This window comes from Serratia odorifera (genome assembly GCF_041448735.1).
GTDB lineage: Bacteria > Pseudomonadota > Gammaproteobacteria > Enterobacterales > Enterobacteriaceae > Serratia_F > Serratia_F odorifera.
Genome location: NZ_JBGMUT010000014.1, coordinates 1 through 17,439 on the forward strand (window position 1 = coordinate 1; position 17,439 = coordinate 17,439).

The following is a 17,439-nucleotide window of genomic DNA, read 5'->3' on the forward strand; positions in this document are numbered from 1 at the left end:
GGTTTTGTCATGTGAGTCACCTCTTGCTTGAGAGTTTACTCACTTAGTCGCGTGTCCACTATTGCTGGGTAAGATCATTGAACGTCAAGTTGACGCTTTTACTGCATGCCATCATTCATGGAAAATAACACCGTGCCTTCTTTCATCACAAATACCGGCTCGGCGATACGTGCGCTATGGCCAACAGAACTTAAAGAAAAAAACAGCACCATAGCTGCTGCAAATACCAATACGATGCCACCGAACAATTGAATGTTTTTCATAGCTGACAAACCTCAGTAATTGAGTGATGCAAATTGACGATTCGGCGCAATGCCGTAGCTTGGAGTGAAGTATAAAGAAGCGTTGGAACAACGAATATCTGACTAGTCAGAAAAGCAATTCGTAGCTAAACCTATAGAGTAGCTGTTAATATTTACCGCAAAGACGACAAGGGAGATAAGCATGGGTGCCGGGCGTATTCCACGTCGTTACGGCTTGTTACGTTGGCTGATATTTGTTGCGGTTTACTTCTTGCTCGCCACCATCAGTCTCGAAACACGCGATCCCTGGAGCCTGTCCAGCACCATTTGGTTGCCGGCCGGTCTGTTGCTGGGCGTATTATGCACCCGCTCCCCGGCACAGTGGCCGATGTGGGCGATCAGCGGCGGTACTGCATTTTTCGGTCAGCCTGCTGCACGATCGCCCCTGGGATATTGCGCTGGCGTTCGCCTTGCTCGATTTAGCGATCATTTGCCCGCTGGCGTTAATCTGGAATGGGCTGCAACGCTATTCAAACGGCTTGTCGCATCCTGGAGAAACATTGCTTTTGCTGGCCGGCGTCTACCTTGCCAGCGCCGTAGGTGGCCTGTTCAGTGATTTAATTCTTAAAGCACTCGGCTATCCGACGCGGGTTTCACACTTCATCAGCTGGGGAATTTCCAATGCTACCGGCTGCCTGGCGATCGCGCCGCTATTTATTATCCATCGTTTGAATCATGGTCAGTGGCAGTGGCCCACCCGTCATCAAGCCTTTATTGCAGCGTGGACTTTTCCGTTAGCTATAGCCATTTTTTTCCTGCCTTCCAGTCTGTTAAGCAACGACCTGCTGAATAACGCTTTATTGTATTCCGTGCTGGCGCTATCGCTGTTGCTGTCCGCTTTGTTGCCCCTGCTGCTGCTGCTGCTGCTGCTGCTGCTGGCGCTGTACTTTATTCTGCTATTTGGTTACCCACCAGATCCATTATCAGTAACATAATGATTTTTCTCCGCCTCAACGATTTTACTATCGATGACAGATATAAAATTTACTTTTTTGCATCTTCAGGGGTGTAGGTTATTCGATTAGACTCACTATAAAGAATGTTATTGATCATATCATCAGTTAAATTAGTGCGTTTTTCATATGTTTTTTTGAATATATTATTAAACCTCCTGCTCTCATTAGTCATCGCCTGAATATAATTCGGCCTCACATCCCCATTGTAATTCATAAGTGATGGGTGAAGGTAAATATATCCGTCAGGTAAGGAACGTCTGTCCTCTGCTGCGCAAAGCATAATGGTCGCTGATGAGCCTACTGTTGACATGGCTACCGTGGTTACAGGGATTTTTGAGCTTTTGATTACCGCTGATGCCATTAACCCTGCGTCCATATCTCCCCCATAGCTATTAATGTATAGATAAATCCTCTTAGTGCCTGAGTTTTTATTGATTTCATCAAAAATACTGACCAATCGACTGATGGATGATGTATTTATGCCACCAGAACAGTATATTTTTGCAATTTCATTAGTCGGGTCTGTTTTCTGAATAGAAGCAGCGTTGACTACCGAAATTGATACTGCGGCGTATGCCAGAATTAGTGAGGTGTAAATTTTCAGCATAAAAACCCCTTGTATTTTAGTTTGTGAGATGTCATTGAAACCACTGTTTATTTTCGCCATTCATAACAAACGGTGGATTCAAGTCCGAAGTGCAACGCTAAATTCAATGTGGTGGATGATTTTAACCGTGAAGCTCTGGCGATAGAAATCGATCTTAATATCCCGGCGCAACGCGTCGTCCGGGTGCTGGACAGGATCGTGGTAAATCGCGGCTACCCGTTGAAGATGCGGATGGACAACGGGCCAGAACTGGTTTCACTGGCGCTGACACAATGGGCCGAAGCACATTGCGTGCAGCTCGCATTTATCAAGCCGGGTAAGCCAACACAAAATGCTTTTATCGAACGGTTCAACCGGACATACCGGACAGAAATACTGGATTTTTATCTGTTCAGAACGCTGAATGAAGCACGGGAAATCACAGAGCGCTGGCTGAATGAATACAACAGTGAGCGGCCTCATGAAACCCTGAATAACCTGACGCCGGAAGAGTATCGACTGATGGCTGAAAGCCCGGAAATCTCAAAAAGTGCATGGAACTAAAACCGGTATGCTTACACGCCGTCTTGCTGTTTTATCTCATTCGGCTTAACGCGAGGATTAAGGAACAAAATGACAGGGTTTGAATTGCGCATTTGGCGCCGAGGTCAACACTGGACGCAGGATCAGGCTGCTGAGGCATTGGGCGTATCACTGCGCACCTATAAGACCTATGAAGCCAGCACGCCACCAAAAATCTGTGTATTGGCAACACAGGCACTGGAAAACAAAGGAGATGTAATGAAGCTCAGCTATGAGAGCATGACCCAAATAACGGAAGAATTTATCCAGGAATGCATTGTGCGGGTAAATCAACGCGAGACGAATGATCCTGAAATGGTAATAACACAGGCACGTGCGGCATTGGAACTCTGGCACCGATTGACCATTGCCGGTGGTAAGGTTGATGAGTACGTCGATAGTGACCATGAACGTATGATGTTTATGATCGCGAGTACAGATACTGACTAATCAAGGAAGTCGTGAATGGGGAAAACTACCACTTAAATTTTAAAATAATCTTTAACAACTAAAGCTAACGCTGGATAAATGAAAAAAGGCCGCAAAATGCGGCCATTTTTTGTTGATGTACGGCTGTTTTATTCCGTACAGTACTGTTCTAGTTTTTATAAATATCACTGAGGAAAATTATGGTCTGGTTCAACATATTAACTGTTATGTGCATTTTGAGTGCATTATTTATGATGGCTACAATCGGTGATATAGCCAGCTGTGAGGAAATTTATTTGGTACCGTTTTATGGATGCTGGCGGCAGTTCCTGGCGGGATGTGGTTAATAGCGCAGTTTTTGGGAACCCTCTATAGGATGAAGGCAGAAAATTGAAACATGAATAATATCGGTAGTTTCGCATGCGAAACTACCCCTCATCTATCCCCTCCCCGATTTAATCAGCGCCTAAAATCTCCCATCCCCTGCGAAGAGTACCGTCAAGCAGCTCTTCCCGCGATATATCCGGAGAGTGGCCAGCTGCGGCAATGACGGCGTTTAACACCTGTCTGGCTAATATGCGCGCCTGCAGGAGATATTCAGCCGGGATTTTTTCCAACGCATTACCATGCACGTAATCACTGCGTACTTTATACAAGATATGCATAGATTCCTTGGCAGATGCATCATTCAGCAGCCCCACCAATCGGTATTTTAACCGACCTGTAGACCCCAGCTTTTTGAGTCGCTTTTCCAGATCCTTGTTTACTGATTTTTCGCCTAAACAGGCGTCAATCACCACAATGTGGGCCAGGAACTCATCAATATCATCGGACAGGAAGGCTTTCACGAATTGGTGTTGCGCTGCAGTATTAATGAGGCCGCGGCTGATGGCAATGCCGAGAAAACTGTTGATTTGCGGGTCAACAAAGGGAGCTAACTGCCCCATGCTTACACAGATACCATTATCATATGGAACTTCATGCTCCAACCAGTCCCCTGCCTCATCTTCTGGCCATGAACGACAGTCCCAGGTGAGTGTTGTTGCTGAAGGGATGGTGTCCTGGTGCCTAAAAATATCGTCGGTGATCGTATGTACCCAGGGGATATGAAAAGGATGCCAACTATTATACAAGTCGTCCAGCCATTGCTCCCAGGGTGCGAGCATCAACCTAAAAATGGCACTCTCAACAGCGGCCGGGTAATGGTTATTATAAGGATAAACGGTACCGGGCTGATCCTTTCTGGTATGCCACAGTGGAAGGTGCCAGTAACGATCGTCAAACTCCTTTGGCAATGCCACGCTTTCCTCGACGACCAACCATAAAAATTGCGACAGCCTATTGGTCTCAGCGGCCCTGAAGCCTGATTGTCGCTGATGCTCGGGAGAATTCAGCAATGCATTCAGTTCCGCTTCACTGAAGACTCTGAAGGTGGCATTGTCCGTCTTAATACGCGGTATGTCGCCGGCGCAATCGAGCGGACAGAGATAGGCGATCTGGACGTACTCCTTCATCAACGCAGCATGACAGAGCGCTGCCGCCTCCATCCTGTCGGTAGCCGCAAGTGGGTTACCGGCGGGAAAAAAACAGGGCACACCCAGTTTTTGCAGCCCCCGGAGCAGATGTCCCTCCATAAAAATGCTCGTTACGTTGGCATAACAATATCTATTAACCGTCTACCCAAAATGCCGGAACGCATGGGAGTCCGAGATCTCTTTATCTGTCATGCCGGCCGGCAGCTGCCACAGGCGGTCGAAGGTATCAATAAATTCATCCGGTACTGCCTCAGTCATTGCTGTTATCTCCGTTCATCGTGGTGTTCTGGATTATACCGCGCAAAACTCCATAAATATCAATGGTTTTCCCTGCCGGCAGCGCCAGGTTGCGCTATCATTATGCCGCCGCCGGGATGACCGGCGTGCCAACCGCAGCGCTGGGCAAGCACGGTGCTGCATTCATCCCTAGCAGAAAGGATCATTCAGATGATAACCCCATGCTTAGTTAAAAAATCAAACTGCTTATATAAGCGAGGTAACAATGGATCTAAAATACGAGGGCGACCTACATGATCGCCTAAATGACATTATGCACTTGGAAGACCAGGGCGAAATTGCGGTAACGAAGGTTATCCCTGCCGGCACTGGCTATTACAAGCTGCAGGCCGAATACCACGACGGAAACGGCGTGTACTTCAATCCAAAAAGCAACAACCGTTTTTCGCTGTCCGATCAATCCAAATGGCCGATGTACCTGGCCGACTCGCCCCATACGGCGTGTAGTGAATTTTTCCAGGATGAAGAGTTCATCGATCGTTCGGACTTTGAGACCAACTGCATGGCTGAAATCACCACAGAACGGCCATTGAAGGTGTTTGATCTGACCCTGCTATCGCCTCATCTGGGGCTGGCGGTCGGCGATTTGATGGCGCCCAAAGCGACCTATCCGTTGACGCAGGGACTGGCAACGGAAATGGCGCAACATGCAGATGGCGTTGAGTATTTGTCCAGATACACCGGCAAGCCGTGCATTGCTCTTTGGTCAGACAAGGTAGACGGGGATGGCATCCTGTCGACGGCGTCAGTGACACCGCTGAGTCAGTATGAGCACCGGGGGAGAACCGCAAGGCAGATCCTGAAAGCTGTTTGCAATATCCGGATCGCCGGATAAATAAGGAAAAGCAGTGCCAGGGATGACTGGCACCGCTTTTATCACACCGCGTTCTGCGTGCCGAAGTTTGCGGCCAGAATACGCAGGTGCGCCATTTCTTCATCGGTGGCGCCACGGCGCAAAATATCGAGCGCGCTGATTTTCTCACCGCTGCCTGGCATTTCAACCTGGCGGGTAAAGAAGTTGCATTTACGCAGATTGCTCACGTTATGGGTGATGCATGCCAATAATTCCGGAACGCCTTTAAGCATGCCGTTTTCACTGTTCTTTTCATCAACCGAGAACTGAAATACCGGATAGAGTTTTTCAGCACCCCAGTCCAACACAATTAGCTTGTTCTGCTTGCTATATTTGTGGACGGTCGGTACTGACACACCCAGTATATTTTTCACGGCCGTTGATTTATGAACGCCGCCATATTTCTCCAGGCTTTTTAAGAATGCCAGCCGGGCTTCGGCATAATCCTCCTGCTCCTCTTTTTCCTCGCTGACGTTATTAATCAGCGATTGAGTGAGGGCCATGATTTTAACTTCCGACCAGAACTCATCGTCGGACAGGGTTAATAAGGACAGTAATTTGTTTTCATCCACGGCACCGAGTGCGGCAACAAATTTCTTGCCGACGTTGTCGATGCGCGACTGGATCAACGCTTTTTCAACATGCTCAGGGTTGAGCCGGGGAGCTCGGGCCGGTTTGGTCATGTTCAGTGTTGTCATGATAGCCTCGTCTCTGTATGTTTAAGATTTCATAACATCCATTTTAATGTAAATCTTAAACTCGCGCAACTTTTATACATCCGTTTGGATGTGACACAACGCCCTTCCGTTTTCTGCTATTCTCGGCAAACAGCGATCGTCCCCCGCCCTCCCCCGTTAAAATACTATATATGGTAGCTGCTTCAGCTGAGAAGGCTACTACATATAGATATGCACGGATCGTCAGGCGATCCTTTTTCGTGTCCTGGTTGCCTGTACATGATTCCGATTTATGGTATATTTCCAGAAAACGGAAATATGCGAGACGCAATGACCGATCAGCAAAACGAATTATTCTCCGTGACGCGCGCCCTGCCCTCGGTCATAATTTATGCATCGGACGATTGCCGGCGATGGATTGGCGGGAATTTGGGGCGAAAATAGAGAAAATTGCGCTACGTAAAATCTGGAAAACTTACAGGGGTGTCAGTCGACAGATTTTGCGTAGCGCGATCTGCCTAAAAAGAGGAGTTGTTTATGGTTTATGGCTTGTCTTTGTTCAACGTTGTCATCGCTCTTGTCATATTGTGTGTGATAGGGGGGACTGTCTGGAGATTTGCAAATGGCCGCTTAGCTCTGGGGGTATTTGTTCTGCTCGGTTGCGTGATGGTTATCGGGGGAGTAAGTATGTCCACAGGCGGATAGCCAGGTGCCGGGTGAGGTTTCGCATGCGAAACTTTTATCGCTTAGAGATTACAGGAGGTAACTGTGCAAAAATTTCTCATAAGGGTGATTGACGAAATCACCGAAGTGGCTGGATATATTATTGGAACGCTTTTGCTCTATGATGGCGCCTGGCGGATTTTTACAAGTTCAGATGGGTACCTGGTTGGGCTTAACCAGTTAACGCAACAATTGGACTTTATCACTCTGCGTGTACCAAATACCCCAGCTGCCGGAGGGGTTGAACTGGGCGTGGGGGTATTTGTTCTTCTCTTTGCGTTGGTCCAACGTCAAAAAAACAAAGCACGTTAATAAGTTTCGCATGCGAAACTTGATGATTTATACGTAGCGTTAATGCATCTTCGCATAGTGAGTAAAATTATTCGTGAGCAAGTATGAAGTTTCGCATGCGAAACATAGAATGAGTATGGGTTCCTCTCATTCCCTACCAATGCTGTCACCGCAGGCGTTTCCCCGTGCATTGGAATTGCGTCAGATGGCGCTTATCCACGATGACCTCCCGCGGTATCTGTTGGCACCAGAGGTCGCGGCTCTTCTCCACTATGTTCCCAATTGGTCACGCCATGCTCTGATTAATCTGATGTGGAATTGCGGTTGCAGGGTAAATGAGGCGCTGGCTCTCCGCCGGCGTGATTTTCGGTTGAATGTGGATGTCCCCTATGTGGTTGTCAGGACAGCAAAGCAGCGGCGTTCTGGTCCTGGACGGCCGGCAAAGGGCAAAAGTGCCAACCGCATCATCCCATTGACGGATATGCTGTTTGTTGATGAGCTACGCCGGCTGTTTGCCAGCACGGAAGAAGAGGTCGAAATCGGCACAAACGGCGCGAAGTCGCCACTGCCTATTTGGAATGTCAGCGCGCGAACAGTACGTAACTGGATCAATGCTGCCGTGCAGCTGGCAGAGCAGGATGAGGTCAGGTTCAGCCTGCATATTTCACCGCACACGTTTCGTCATAGCTATGCGGTGCACATGCTGTACCAGGGCACTCAACTGAAAGTCCTGCAGGGGTTAATGGGGCACGAAAAGCTGGAGAGCACCGAGGCTTATACGCGGATCTTTGCTCTCGATATTGTCGCGGAGCGCCAGGTTCAATTCTCAATGCCATCCCAAGATGCGGTTGAGATGGTCCGAGGGGTAGCCAGTAAAAATCTGCTGAGTAATTACGATTAGTTTCGCATGCGAAACTAATCAACCATTTCAGCCACCTAAGCCTGACCACCCAAAGAGAAACACCTTTATAACCACCTACCCGATAAGACTGTTCGGTACTCACTTCGTTCCGCTCCGCCTCAGCCATACCGGGTACGCGGAGGTTAATCATTTAAATATCTATATTGATATTATAATTATTTACGGATATTGTTTCTGTACTGATGGCGACCGCCTGTCGCCAATTACATCAATAGGGAGTTCGCTTATGGAGAGCAATAATTTCGAAGGGGATGTGCGATGGAATATGTGAGCGTGTTGGCCATGATCGTCGGCATCATTGTCTTGGCTGCTGCGGGCATTGGTCTCGCTGGGGTACTATTTGCTCTGGCTGCCGATTATATGTGGCGCAGTGTAAAATCGGCGTATAGCGTCGGTTATCTGCGGCATACGGCGAAAATTATTCACCGCCGCTCTATGCTTCGAAAAAAGGCTCGGCGAGCAGCGAAGAGTAACGGACGTGCATGAGCAAACACCATGTTTCGCATGCGAAACATGGCTGATCTTAAATGTCTTTATTGATAATTTAATTTTGCCTGATATTATACTGAATACAGATGACGGCAGACCGCCATCTACATTCCGGCGTCAAGCCACACTCAAAGGAGTTCAGATGATCACTAATTTCATCGTTCAAGAACATGTCCTGATGGCTTTGCTGGCAAAGCGAACATTAAACGTCAAAGTTTCGCATGCGAAACTTTAAGGAGAGAAGACATGGCAGCAAAAGTTATCACGATTTGTTCTCAGAAGGGCGGCATTGGGAAAACCTTCGCCACCACGGAAATTGCTGCAGAACTGCAGCGTCGTAGCTACCGTACATGCGCCGTAGATGGCGACTGGATGAGCGCCCTGACATCGCGCCAATTCCCCGATGGTCTCCCTTTAGAAATCGACGCTAATCCTACAGGGCGTTTGTTAACGCCAGGCACAGCACATGTAAACCGGATCTACGGCGAAGAAGCGTTTGAGCCGCTGCGGCTGGAAGATGGCCGTGGATTTATGGGAGCCACGGAGGAGCTGAACGACATCAACAACCGCAACTCAGATTGCATCTACGATTTTAAGGCGCGGTTCACGGAGCTGCGTGATCAGTATGATTATATTCTCATCGACTCATCTCCGGTTTGGTCTAACCTGTTGATGGCTAACCACCTGGTTGCGGACTATCTGCTGATACCAACCTTGCTGGAAAAAACATCGCGCCTGGGGGCAGAAAAGCATCTCCGCACCCTGAAGAAAATCAAAGAGCGGTATAACCCCGACCTTAAATTGCTCGGTATCGTTGTTACCCAGGCGACTGTGGCCAACTATAAAAAGGATGTGCTCGAAGGACGCTACGCGACGGTTGATACCGAAAACCTTCATATGCTGTTGGAGATACTCGAGGAAAATGGGTTTGGTAAAGAGCATCTCCTCGAAATCATTCCGTATGTTCAAACCAAGGTTCGCGAGGCCATCGAGCTGAACTTCACGATGAAAGAATATGCCCCAAGTAGTCCATTGGTAGCGCGCTATGATGCGCTGGTTGACACCATCATTGCTCGGACAGGGGGCTAAGACCATGGCGAAGAACTTTAAAGCCGCGATGCGGAAAAAACGCGAAGGCGCCGCGGTACCCCAGCAACAGGCGGAAACCGTGGTACACGAACGTGAGCTGGAACTGCCGCAAAATGACCTGCAGCAGTCAGAGCTGAAGGTAAACCGTCCGGCCGATGAACCGGCCGGTCAAATCATCCGCGTCGGCATCGATGAAGTCTACGCGGAGGAACAGGTTCGTCCCGAAGAGGATTTCGAAGAAGAGACTATTGAGGGAATGTCGCAGAGTTATGATGAATTCGGCATCCTAACGCCGCCGCGCTGCCTTCCCCGCGATAAACGCGGCTATCGGATCTGGATGGGGGAAACACGTTGGCGCTCGGCGAAGCGTCATGGCGATCAGTTTATCGATATCTATGTCGGTCTGCCCCCCGAAAACGATACAAAGCGCATTTATGGTCAGCTTATCGAAAACATTCACCAGTCTGGGCTTAAGCCGCTCGCGACAGCTATTCAGTTGAAGAATCTGCGCGACGAACATGGTGAAACACAAGAGAAGATCGCACGCAGACTCGGTATGCCAAAAGCACTGGTCAGCAAATATCTGCGGCTGGTTAATGCGCCTGAACCCGTTATCGCACTACTGAAAGACAAGGTGACGAAAGATGTCGACCTGGTCTACACCTTGTGTCAGATCAACGACATTAACCCTCAGAGTGTTGAAAAACTGGCAACGATGGCGAGAACTGGAAAGCTGACGCGACAGACGGCGATAAAAGAGCTGAACGTACTGAAAGGGAAACCGGATAAAAACAAAAAGCCACCTGAACCACCTTCTGGCCAGGTTTCTGACGGTACGACAGACGGTAAGCCACTTGGTGTTGAAAATCAGTCATCTGAGACGACCATTATAACCTCATCATCAGCTGCAGCAGACGATGTTCTGCGCGCGGGGGCGGAAGGAACTCAGCAGCTTACGGAATCGGCCGACCATACACCTGCAGGCAATATCCAGGCGCCTAAAGTACCCCGCATTGTTGTTAAATTTGAAGACAGCGAGGGTTACCTGCTAACAGAACAGATCCCTGAGGAATTCGGGCAGGTCTGGGTAGAACTGTCGGTTGGCACGATTTGTGTCGACGCTGCCGATATTTCTATTCTAGGTATCAAAGAGGTCTGAATGAGTAAAGCGCTGTTTGCTGAACAAGCTGAGCAGTTTCTATCAGTTGTCGTAAAGACATGGGCAATGCGCACTACCTTCACGTCTGCCGAAGCGGCAGACGTGCTGGTTCAGCATGCTGTCAAAAGCGGTTTTTTGCGGGAACGTGGGCGTTTGCTGCCAGGCAGTACGCTCAATAGCTGGGGACGGAACAAGGATGCTCCGCGGTGGGCGATGCAAAGCGCCATGAGCATGTTGCTGGCAGACGGCTGGCTTCCTGACGATAACACCGAATGGGCTGCTTTCGCAGCGCTGTTTATCATGTCGAACGGCGGTGAATCTCTGGAACTTGTCCTGAAAAAATTGCCGGCCGGCATCGATACTGAAATCGCTGCCGGCTGGCTTTGTGCTGCGTCAGAAAATGCGGCGCGCTGGCGTGAAAGGAAAAAGGTCATGAAGACATGAAGACTTTCTCGGCAATAGAGGCCGCATTGACAAACACTGGGCGACGTTCCTATGCCGGCGCGGTATTGAGCTGTTTGCTGGATGCATATGACCGCAATAAAACCGAACTGGAAAAACGTGTGGTGGCAGATACCACTGGCATAACGGAAACCAACGTGGCAACAGTAGCCCGCTATCTGGCAGAACAGGGGATTATTGACATTCTTTACTGGGATACAAAATCTGACAGTCCTGTATTGTCGACCATCCGCAATGGCAAATGGTCAATACCGTATTATCGTCTGACACCTGCCGTGCTGAAGTTATACCGTCGAGGATAGTTTCGCATGCGAAACTGAAACCGGAAGGAGGTGCATTTGAAACTGGTAACCAAAAAAGCCCCACGTGGCCGCCTGTACCGAGAGTTATCACGTGAAGAAACCCAGGCAGTAGGGAATGTCTGCGGGCGGGGGGAGGTGACGTCGTTGGCAGAGAAACAACTTGCCGAGACGATACTCAGAGCGATGCGCGATCATGATTTATGGCTGGCCTGTGACTGCAAAGGCATTGAAGAGAGGCCGCTCAACACAGCTAAAAATCTGGATGGCACATTGTTCCTGGTTAACTTCAGTGGTGAACATCACAAAGCATGCCCATTATATCGCTCAAAGCGGGAAGGGGATAACGCCGGGCCGGGCGGCAGCCGCCGGAACGCAGGGATATTGCCCGTTGATTTCCGTTCGTTTTTGCCGCGTGACGACCATAGTGCTCGTATCTCAGAGCCAACCGCTAGCCGAAACCCAGTGGGGGATAAAATTAGCCGTCGCCGAGTGCCGGCGCTAGCACGACTGCTGCTTACATTGATAGATCTGGCCGAGTTAAACCGCATTGATCCGGTATACCCACAACCAGGTGGGACGAAAAAACAGGCTCTTGACGCAGTGAAAAAGGTCACCAAGCGTGAGTTGTTCGCTCAGGATCGTCCGCTAAATGAAATGGTCTTTTTTGAGCCATGGCTGAAGCAGGCCCGGCTTGAAGAGCGCATGAAAACACTGGAAACCGACGGTAAAGCCTGGCCTGCAGGTCGTGCTCGAACCTTTTATCAGATACTCTTTTCCGAAAACGTGACCCAGGACGAGGTAGTTTTTTCCGGCCAGTTCGACCCAATCGTGTTCCACCCTGAAAAACGCGTCAGCATTAACGGCGAAATTGACGGTAGACGCGGAAAATACTGGGTGATCCTGATGTACCAACGTAATGATGCCGGTAAGGTCGTTTGCCGGGACGCTTATGCACATGCACTGTACGATTATGCCTGCCCGGTTCCGGTCGACAGTAATCTCGAACGCGATACCATTACGTCGGTAATTAACACGGGAAAATGGCTGCAGAGCGCTGGGTTTGAGATTGCGCTTAATAAACCGCTATTCGATATCAAAGTAACCATCGACGATGAAGAAGGATACGTGTTGCCCGATTTTCTGCTGACTGTCAGGCATCCGGGAAAACAGCGTACCACGCAGCTGGTCATCGAAACGATGGGATATACCGATGATGACTATGTCGAACGAAAGGCCAATCAGCACCAGGGCATGGCTACATTGGGGTTGTTACTCAAAGATCCACCGCGCTGGCCAGAGCCGGTCGCAAAAGCTGATGCCTTCTCCCGGCATCTCTACGGCCACATTCTTCATCTAGATTAGTGGCAGTCTGGTCAGCTTGAAAAAGGGTGTCGTTACACTCAGCTATTAATACCGCCGCGGTCAACTCAGGAGGCGGCGTTATCAGTACAACCAGCGGCCTGCCTTGGCGGATTCAACCAGCATTCCAATTGTGAGCGGGGAGCGGGGGGGCTTTTTGCTTGCAGGGAAGTATTTATCAAAGAAAATGTCTTTGGGATTAATGTTGAACTGCTCTGCGTATCGCTCCAACAACTCATAAGCATCATCGGGATCCATGCGAAAGTCTGTCTTGAGATCCGTATCATTCTGTAGCTTGAAACGCTTAAATGTCAGCAGGTTGCGTCCATTATACTCTTCTACAAGATTGAATACGGCCTGCTCTATGTTGTTTACCATATCTTATCGCTCCCTCGAGCGATCGTGTTATACCTGGCTGTCGCTTTCCACGCTATGTAGGTGACATCTGCGGCAGCAACAGTCCAGCCGACAACGGGTACAGCCCGTCCAACAAAGGCACTTAACTTCTTTGTCATTATGATATCCATATTGGGAGGGAAACCCACAACCGATGACAAGCGAAACGGCATATATATCCCCTTCAGGTGTTTTCTTGCCAGTTTTGAGGCCACTGACGTACCTGGCTTTGCACCCGCTAGTTTCCCCGGGACGCGTATTGTGTTTCGCCCCAGATAGATGGATGCTGCAGCGAACAAGTCACGAGAAACCTCACTGGTTCCTGTAAAATGCTCAGCGGTAACGTCGACAAAGATCCAGAAATAAAGCTCCCCGCCAGACAGGTTGGGAAGTCCTCCATAGAAGTACGTCCCACCTACTTCTTCAACAGTATCCATACCTATACCCTTAATTAGACATGCTCACAACATAACCAATGACGGTAGGGTTTTCAATGCATTGATATGGCGAGGAAGTGACGCCGTGACATAATATTTCAGTTTGCATTGATAATGCCGTGCTGTTGCCCATTTTTAGTGAAACACCATCTCCTGGGCGTGCCCCGATGGGGACGGCTGTCGTGCTGCGCAGGGAGCCGGCGCGCCGTCTCCCCCTTCGGGCTTCCATCCTCACGCAACTCAGCTTGCAGCCGGCTACGCCGGCGCCTCCTTCACTGTCCTGCAGCCAGGCTGCAGGACGCTGATGCGCGGTGCGGCTTCTGCTTTCGCGGCGCCGAACCGCATTGTGTCCTGTTTCATCTTCAGCTGTGGAGGTGAACTCCTGTGAGTAATTCCGACCGTCGCTGTGCAGTAGACCACAGTCTTTCGCTCCTTCTGGCAAGGCTGAAATGAACGCCTGCGGCGGCCTTGCCAGCGCTCCTGACTGTGGTCCGGGCCAGTTTGCGACGGCGAATACTCACAGAAGCATCACTAACCACATAAGGAGATTCAAAACATGTCACAACAAAACGTCAACTGCGCGACAGCGAAGCCTACAGAAGCATCTTCTGAAAACCAGATGCAGGAATATCGTGCAACCTATTCCCCGGATGATAACAAATTGCGTTTATATGCTTCTTGCCGGCTGGATAAAGACACCTACGCGAAAGTAAGCCGCGCCGGCTTTAAGTGGGCACCGAAACAAAACCTTTTCGTTGCCCCTGCATGGACTCCGGGCCGCGAAGATTTGTTGATCGCGCTGGCCGGGGAAATTGGGGATGAAGACAATACCTTGTTTGATCGTCAGGAAGAACGGGCGGAGCGGTTCGGTAATTACAGCGAAAAACGGGCAAGCGAATCTGAGCAAACATTGTCTTACGTTGACGCGTTGGCCTCGTCAGTCCCATTAGGCCAGCCGATCCTTGTCGGACACCACAGCGAGCGCAAAGCGCGCAACCATGCCAAAAAAATTGAAAATGGTATGCAAAAAGCCGTGATGCTATTTGAGCGTGCCGAATATTGGGAAGAGAGGGCGGCGGCGTCACTTCGCCATGCGAAGTATAAAGAGTTGCCGGAGGTGCGTTATCGCCGGATCAAGAGAATTCAGGCCGATTTACGCAAGGCTGAGAAAGAAATCGCCAACGCCGAGAAGTTTACAAAATTATGGCGCTCTGAAAATCTCGATCCCAAAATGGCCAGAGTGATCAGCTGTCATGACCGTATTTCAGCCTGTTTTAGTCTCGAAAAATACCCACGGCCACCGGAAAAAAGCCAATACGAAGGGCGTATGAGCCTATATTCAGCGCTGGAAGACGAAATTATCACATTTCAGCAGACCCGTGATATTGCGATCCCCTGCCATGAGAGAACAATCAGCCATTACCAGCGTTGGGCAACACATTACCGCCACCGCCTGAGTTATGAGCAAGCCATGCTGGCCGAAAATGGCGGCGTTATTACGTGTACCCAGGATTTTCAGGTTGGCGGTGAGGTATTAAGCCGTGGCGAATGGCTGAAAATTATCCGCATCAATAAAAGCAATGGTGAGGTGAGTTCTGTAGAAACGCCGTGCTATAGCTTTTTAGGTTACGGCGGGACAATAAAAATCACCGTTGACCGTATCAAAGACTACAAGGCTCCTACTGCAGAAGAAGCGAAAGCGACCCGCGCGGCGGCAAAACGTCCGCAAATCGTCAATTACCCGTCAGAGGGTTGTGTAACGATGACCAAGGCCGAATGGGCTGAAAAACATCGTGATTACAAATGCGTCCGGGGCGTGGCGGCTAACGATGAACACGGTGCTTATCGTTACCGGCGAGTGATGAGTAACGCCTATAGCCTGTCAAATGTATATATCAGTGATATGAAAGTGATTGAAATTCCAAATAAATAACCATTACCCCCCGGATTAATATCCGGGGAATTATCGAGGTAAAAAATGCATACAGCGCTGAAACAACGCATTGATATGATGCGCGACAAGATTGACCGCTGCGCCTCACGTATTGAGGTTCCGGGTAGCTCTCAATTATTTGTCACCCCGGACGATATTTGCAGCCGGTTAGTGTCTCTTGCTGACGTTCAGGAGAATCATGTCATTTTGGAGCCGAACGCAGGCACTGGCGCCATATTACGGGCTATCAGGACGGCAGCACCGGCGGCGCGGTGTGAGGCAGTGGAAATTAACGCCCAACTGTGCCTGAACCTGCAAAATGAGTTTGAGGGTGCCACCGTGGTTTGTAGCGATTTTTTGCAATTCCGGGCGAATAGCTATGACCGGATCGTCATGAACCCGCCATTCAATCATGGGGCGGATATTAAGCATATATTACATGCACGATCACTACTTAAATCTGACGGCGTGCTAACGGCGATATGTCTGAACGGCCCGCGTCAGAATGGCACACTTCAGCCGCTTGCTGATCACTGGGAGCCATTGCCGCGGGGGACGTTTGCTTATACCGAGGTGTCTACCGTGTTACTACGCATAGCCGCCGGTTGATACCCTCCCAAGGGGGAGGCTGTGCCCCCTGGGATGGCCGCGCCGGAACTTCGCGCGCGCCTGCGGCGCAGGCAGGGTTGCGCTGCGCTGACGCGCAGCTCCCTGCCTTACGCGGGATGTCTGTTGTCTTCTTGCCTGTCATTCCTGGATGAGGATGAAGGGAACACCGTCTGCCTGTTGTTTTACTTTCCCAGGTGCTTTTCCTTCTTATTGTTTTTATCTCTTTTCCCTGCAGTAAAAAACAAAGCCTGACACTGGCCCCCTTCGGCTCCCCGGCAAGCCGGGTCGTCGGCCATACTCCACCTCGCGCGCCGGCGATGCCGTCGCACCAGGTTCCGCCGAACCCGCAGGGCGGTTTCGGGCCTGCCGGCTAACGTCCGATGGCGAACGCTAAGGACGCCTCGGCGTTCGCTGTCGCTTCCGCCGTGTCGGGTTGATCCCTATTCATCCTTTCGGGTTGCTTCCGCCACTGTGAGTTCCCCGTCGCTGCTGATAACAGCACAACGCCTCGCTTAAACACCAAGGGGTGTATGAACTCCGCCAAAAACTTTTTCCTCCCTGCGGTCAAAAAAACTTTTTGTCTCCGCCCCTTGGTGCCGCTCCTCGCCGTGCTGATCAGCCTTTCGCGACGGCGAATACTCACAGCGGCATCAGATACCAACCCACGGAGGATTTCAATATGTCTCAACAAAACGTCAAAGGCGCGACAACGAAGCCTACAGCAGCATCAGCTCAGACCCACGGTCGTCTGACCGTACCACACGTGTATGACCTGTTTTGCTACGTGCAGGCAGTGTGTGGATGCTCGACCGGCACCATTGAACCACCGGCCATACCGGCCAATGCGGAAGAAGTGTTCGCAGATTTTGGGGATTTCGACACGATTTCAGTGTGGATCGTCGATGGCTGGCCGGTCGCCGCCAGCGATCAGATGACGATGACCCACTGGCGTGTGAATGCAGGGTAATAAAAAAGCGGCATCGCTGCCGCTTTCTCACCGCCAGCGCGGAAGCTACTACTTCTGACGCTGGCTCAACAGGCAATAACCATG

General features: G+C 50.1%; 20 protein-coding genes and 1 pseudogene. 15 read left to right on the forward strand and 6 right to left on the reverse strand.

Translation table 11 applies throughout. The features are described from left to right. Window positions 1–98: 98 nt before the first annotated feature. A complete protein-coding gene (locus tag ACCC84_RS21235; protein WP_158586341.1) occupies window positions 99–263 on the reverse strand; it encodes a hypothetical protein in 165 nt (54 codons plus the stop codon). A gap of 449 nt (window positions 264–712) precedes the next feature. Here ACCC84_RS21235 and ACCC84_RS21240 point away from each other — a divergent pair, with 449 nt between their 5' ends. Continuing rightward, the gene (locus ACCC84_RS21240) at window positions 713–1,237 is read left to right on the forward strand and encodes a hypothetical protein (RefSeq protein WP_371902250.1); all 525 of its coding nucleotides are present in this window, start codon (window positions 713–715) and stop codon (window positions 1,235–1,237) included. Window positions 1,238–1,286: 49 nt separating this feature from the next. Here ACCC84_RS21240 and ACCC84_RS21245 read toward each other — a convergent pair whose 3' ends face one another. Then, the gene (locus tag ACCC84_RS21245; protein WP_371902251.1) at window positions 1,287–1,865 is read right to left on the reverse strand and encodes an ATP-dependent Clp protease proteolytic subunit; all 579 of its coding nucleotides are present in this window, start codon (window positions 1,863–1,865) and stop codon (window positions 1,287–1,289) included. A 102-nt stretch (window positions 1,866–1,967) separates the two neighbouring features. On the opposite strand from ACCC84_RS21245, the pseudogene ACCC84_RS21250 reads away from it, so the two are divergent. Together ACCC84_RS21250 and ACCC84_RS21255 are read left to right on the forward strand one after the other, a co-directional pair. Continuing rightward, a pseudogene (locus ACCC84_RS21250) lies at window positions 1,968–2,408 on the forward strand (integrase core domain-containing protein); the annotation flags it as partial. A gap of 69 nt (window positions 2,409–2,477) precedes the next feature. Further along, on the forward strand, window positions 2,478–2,876 hold the full coding sequence (locus tag ACCC84_RS21255) for a helix-turn-helix domain-containing protein (protein ID WP_371902252.1): 399 nt from the start codon (window positions 2,478–2,480) through the stop codon (window positions 2,874–2,876). Window positions 2,877–3,310: 434 nt separating this feature from the next. Here ACCC84_RS21255 and ACCC84_RS21260 read toward each other — a convergent pair whose 3' ends face one another. Then, a complete protein-coding gene (locus tag ACCC84_RS21260; protein WP_371902253.1) occupies window positions 3,311–4,489 on the reverse strand; it encodes a hypothetical protein in 1,179 nt (392 codons plus the stop codon). 403 nt (window positions 4,490–4,892) lie between these two features. Here ACCC84_RS21260 and ACCC84_RS21265 point away from each other — a divergent pair, with 403 nt between their 5' ends. After that, on the forward strand, window positions 4,893–5,522 hold the full coding sequence (locus ACCC84_RS21265; protein WP_371902254.1) for an RES family NAD+ phosphorylase: 630 nt from the start codon (window positions 4,893–4,895) through the stop codon (window positions 5,520–5,522). Window positions 5,523–5,563: 41 nt separating this feature from the next. Here the strand turns inward: ACCC84_RS21265 and ACCC84_RS21270 are convergent, their stop codons facing one another. Next, entirely contained in the window at window positions 5,564–6,238 is a 675-nt protein-coding gene (locus tag ACCC84_RS21270) for a hypothetical protein (RefSeq protein ID WP_371902255.1), read from the reverse strand. A 747-nt stretch (window positions 6,239–6,985) separates the two neighbouring features. On the opposite strand from ACCC84_RS21270, the gene ACCC84_RS21275 reads away from it, so the two are divergent. The 8 genes from ACCC84_RS21275 to ACCC84_RS21310 all read left to right on the forward strand — a co-directional run bounded on the left by ACCC84_RS21275 (window position 6,986) and on the right by ACCC84_RS21310 (window position 13,016). Then, entirely contained in the window at window positions 6,986–7,252 is a 267-nt protein-coding gene (locus ACCC84_RS21275; protein ID WP_346420716.1) for a hypothetical protein, read from the forward strand. Between the two features lie 109 nt (window positions 7,253–7,361). Further along, complete coding sequence (locus ACCC84_RS21280) at window positions 7,362–8,132, forward strand: tyrosine-type recombinase/integrase (RefSeq protein ID WP_371902256.1); 771 nt, start codon at window positions 7,362–7,364, stop codon at window positions 8,130–8,132. A 279-nt stretch (window positions 8,133–8,411) separates the two neighbouring features. After that, window positions 8,412–8,639: a hypothetical protein gene (locus tag ACCC84_RS21285; protein WP_371902257.1), complete on the forward strand. Its 228-nt coding sequence runs from the start codon at window positions 8,412–8,414 to the stop codon at window positions 8,637–8,639. A gap of 249 nt (window positions 8,640–8,888) precedes the next feature. Next, the gene (locus ACCC84_RS21290) at window positions 8,889–9,731 is read left to right on the forward strand and encodes a ParA family protein (RefSeq protein ID WP_371902258.1); all 843 of its coding nucleotides are present in this window, start codon (window positions 8,889–8,891) and stop codon (window positions 9,729–9,731) included. Window positions 9,732–9,735: 4 nt separating this feature from the next. Beyond that, the gene (locus tag ACCC84_RS21295) at window positions 9,736–10,890 is read left to right on the forward strand and encodes a ParB/RepB/Spo0J family partition protein (RefSeq protein ID WP_371902259.1); all 1,155 of its coding nucleotides are present in this window, start codon (window positions 9,736–9,738) and stop codon (window positions 10,888–10,890) included. After that, entirely contained in the window at window positions 10,891–11,334 is a 444-nt protein-coding gene (locus ACCC84_RS21300; RefSeq protein WP_371902260.1) for a hypothetical protein, read from the forward strand. It begins immediately after the preceding gene. Continuing rightward, window positions 11,331–11,654 (forward strand): hypothetical protein, encoded by a 324-nt coding sequence (locus tag ACCC84_RS21305; RefSeq protein WP_371902261.1) that lies wholly within the window; start codon window positions 11,331–11,333, stop codon window positions 11,652–11,654. The genes ACCC84_RS21300 and ACCC84_RS21305 overlap by 4 nt, the downstream gene beginning before the upstream one ends. Window positions 11,655–11,690: 36 nt before the next feature. After that, entirely contained in the window at window positions 11,691–13,016 is a 1,326-nt protein-coding gene (locus ACCC84_RS21310; RefSeq protein ID WP_371902262.1) for a DUF8534 domain-containing protein, read from the forward strand. Between the two features lie 81 nt (window positions 13,017–13,097). Here ACCC84_RS21310 and ACCC84_RS21315 read toward each other — a convergent pair whose 3' ends face one another. Both ACCC84_RS21315 and ACCC84_RS21320 read right to left on the reverse strand, forming a co-directional pair. Next, the gene (locus ACCC84_RS21315; protein ID WP_371902263.1) at window positions 13,098–13,391 is read right to left on the reverse strand and encodes a DUF1493 family protein; all 294 of its coding nucleotides are present in this window, start codon (window positions 13,389–13,391) and stop codon (window positions 13,098–13,100) included. After that, a complete protein-coding gene (locus ACCC84_RS21320; protein WP_371902264.1) occupies window positions 13,385–13,846 on the reverse strand; it encodes an STM2901 family protein in 462 nt (153 codons plus the stop codon). Before ACCC84_RS21320 ends, ACCC84_RS21315 begins: the two co-directional genes overlap by 7 nt. A gap of 556 nt (window positions 13,847–14,402) precedes the next feature. Here ACCC84_RS21320 and ACCC84_RS21325 point away from each other — a divergent pair. The 3 genes from ACCC84_RS21325 (at window position 14,403) to ACCC84_RS21335 (ending at window position 17,355) form a co-directional block, all read left to right on the forward strand. Then, window positions 14,403–15,779, forward strand: a complete 1,377-nt coding sequence (locus ACCC84_RS21325) for a DUF3560 domain-containing protein (protein ID WP_371902265.1) — start codon at window positions 14,403–14,405, stop codon at window positions 15,777–15,779. Between the two features lie 45 nt (window positions 15,780–15,824). Then, on the forward strand, window positions 15,825–16,388 hold the full coding sequence (locus ACCC84_RS21330) for a methyltransferase (protein WP_371902266.1): 564 nt from the start codon (window positions 15,825–15,827) through the stop codon (window positions 16,386–16,388). 679 nt (window positions 16,389–17,067) lie between these two features. Beyond that, window positions 17,068–17,355 (forward strand): ribulokinase, encoded by a 288-nt coding sequence (locus ACCC84_RS21335; RefSeq protein ID WP_371902267.1) that lies wholly within the window; start codon window positions 17,068–17,070, stop codon window positions 17,353–17,355. The last annotated feature ends 84 nt before the right edge of the window (window positions 17,356–17,439 follow it).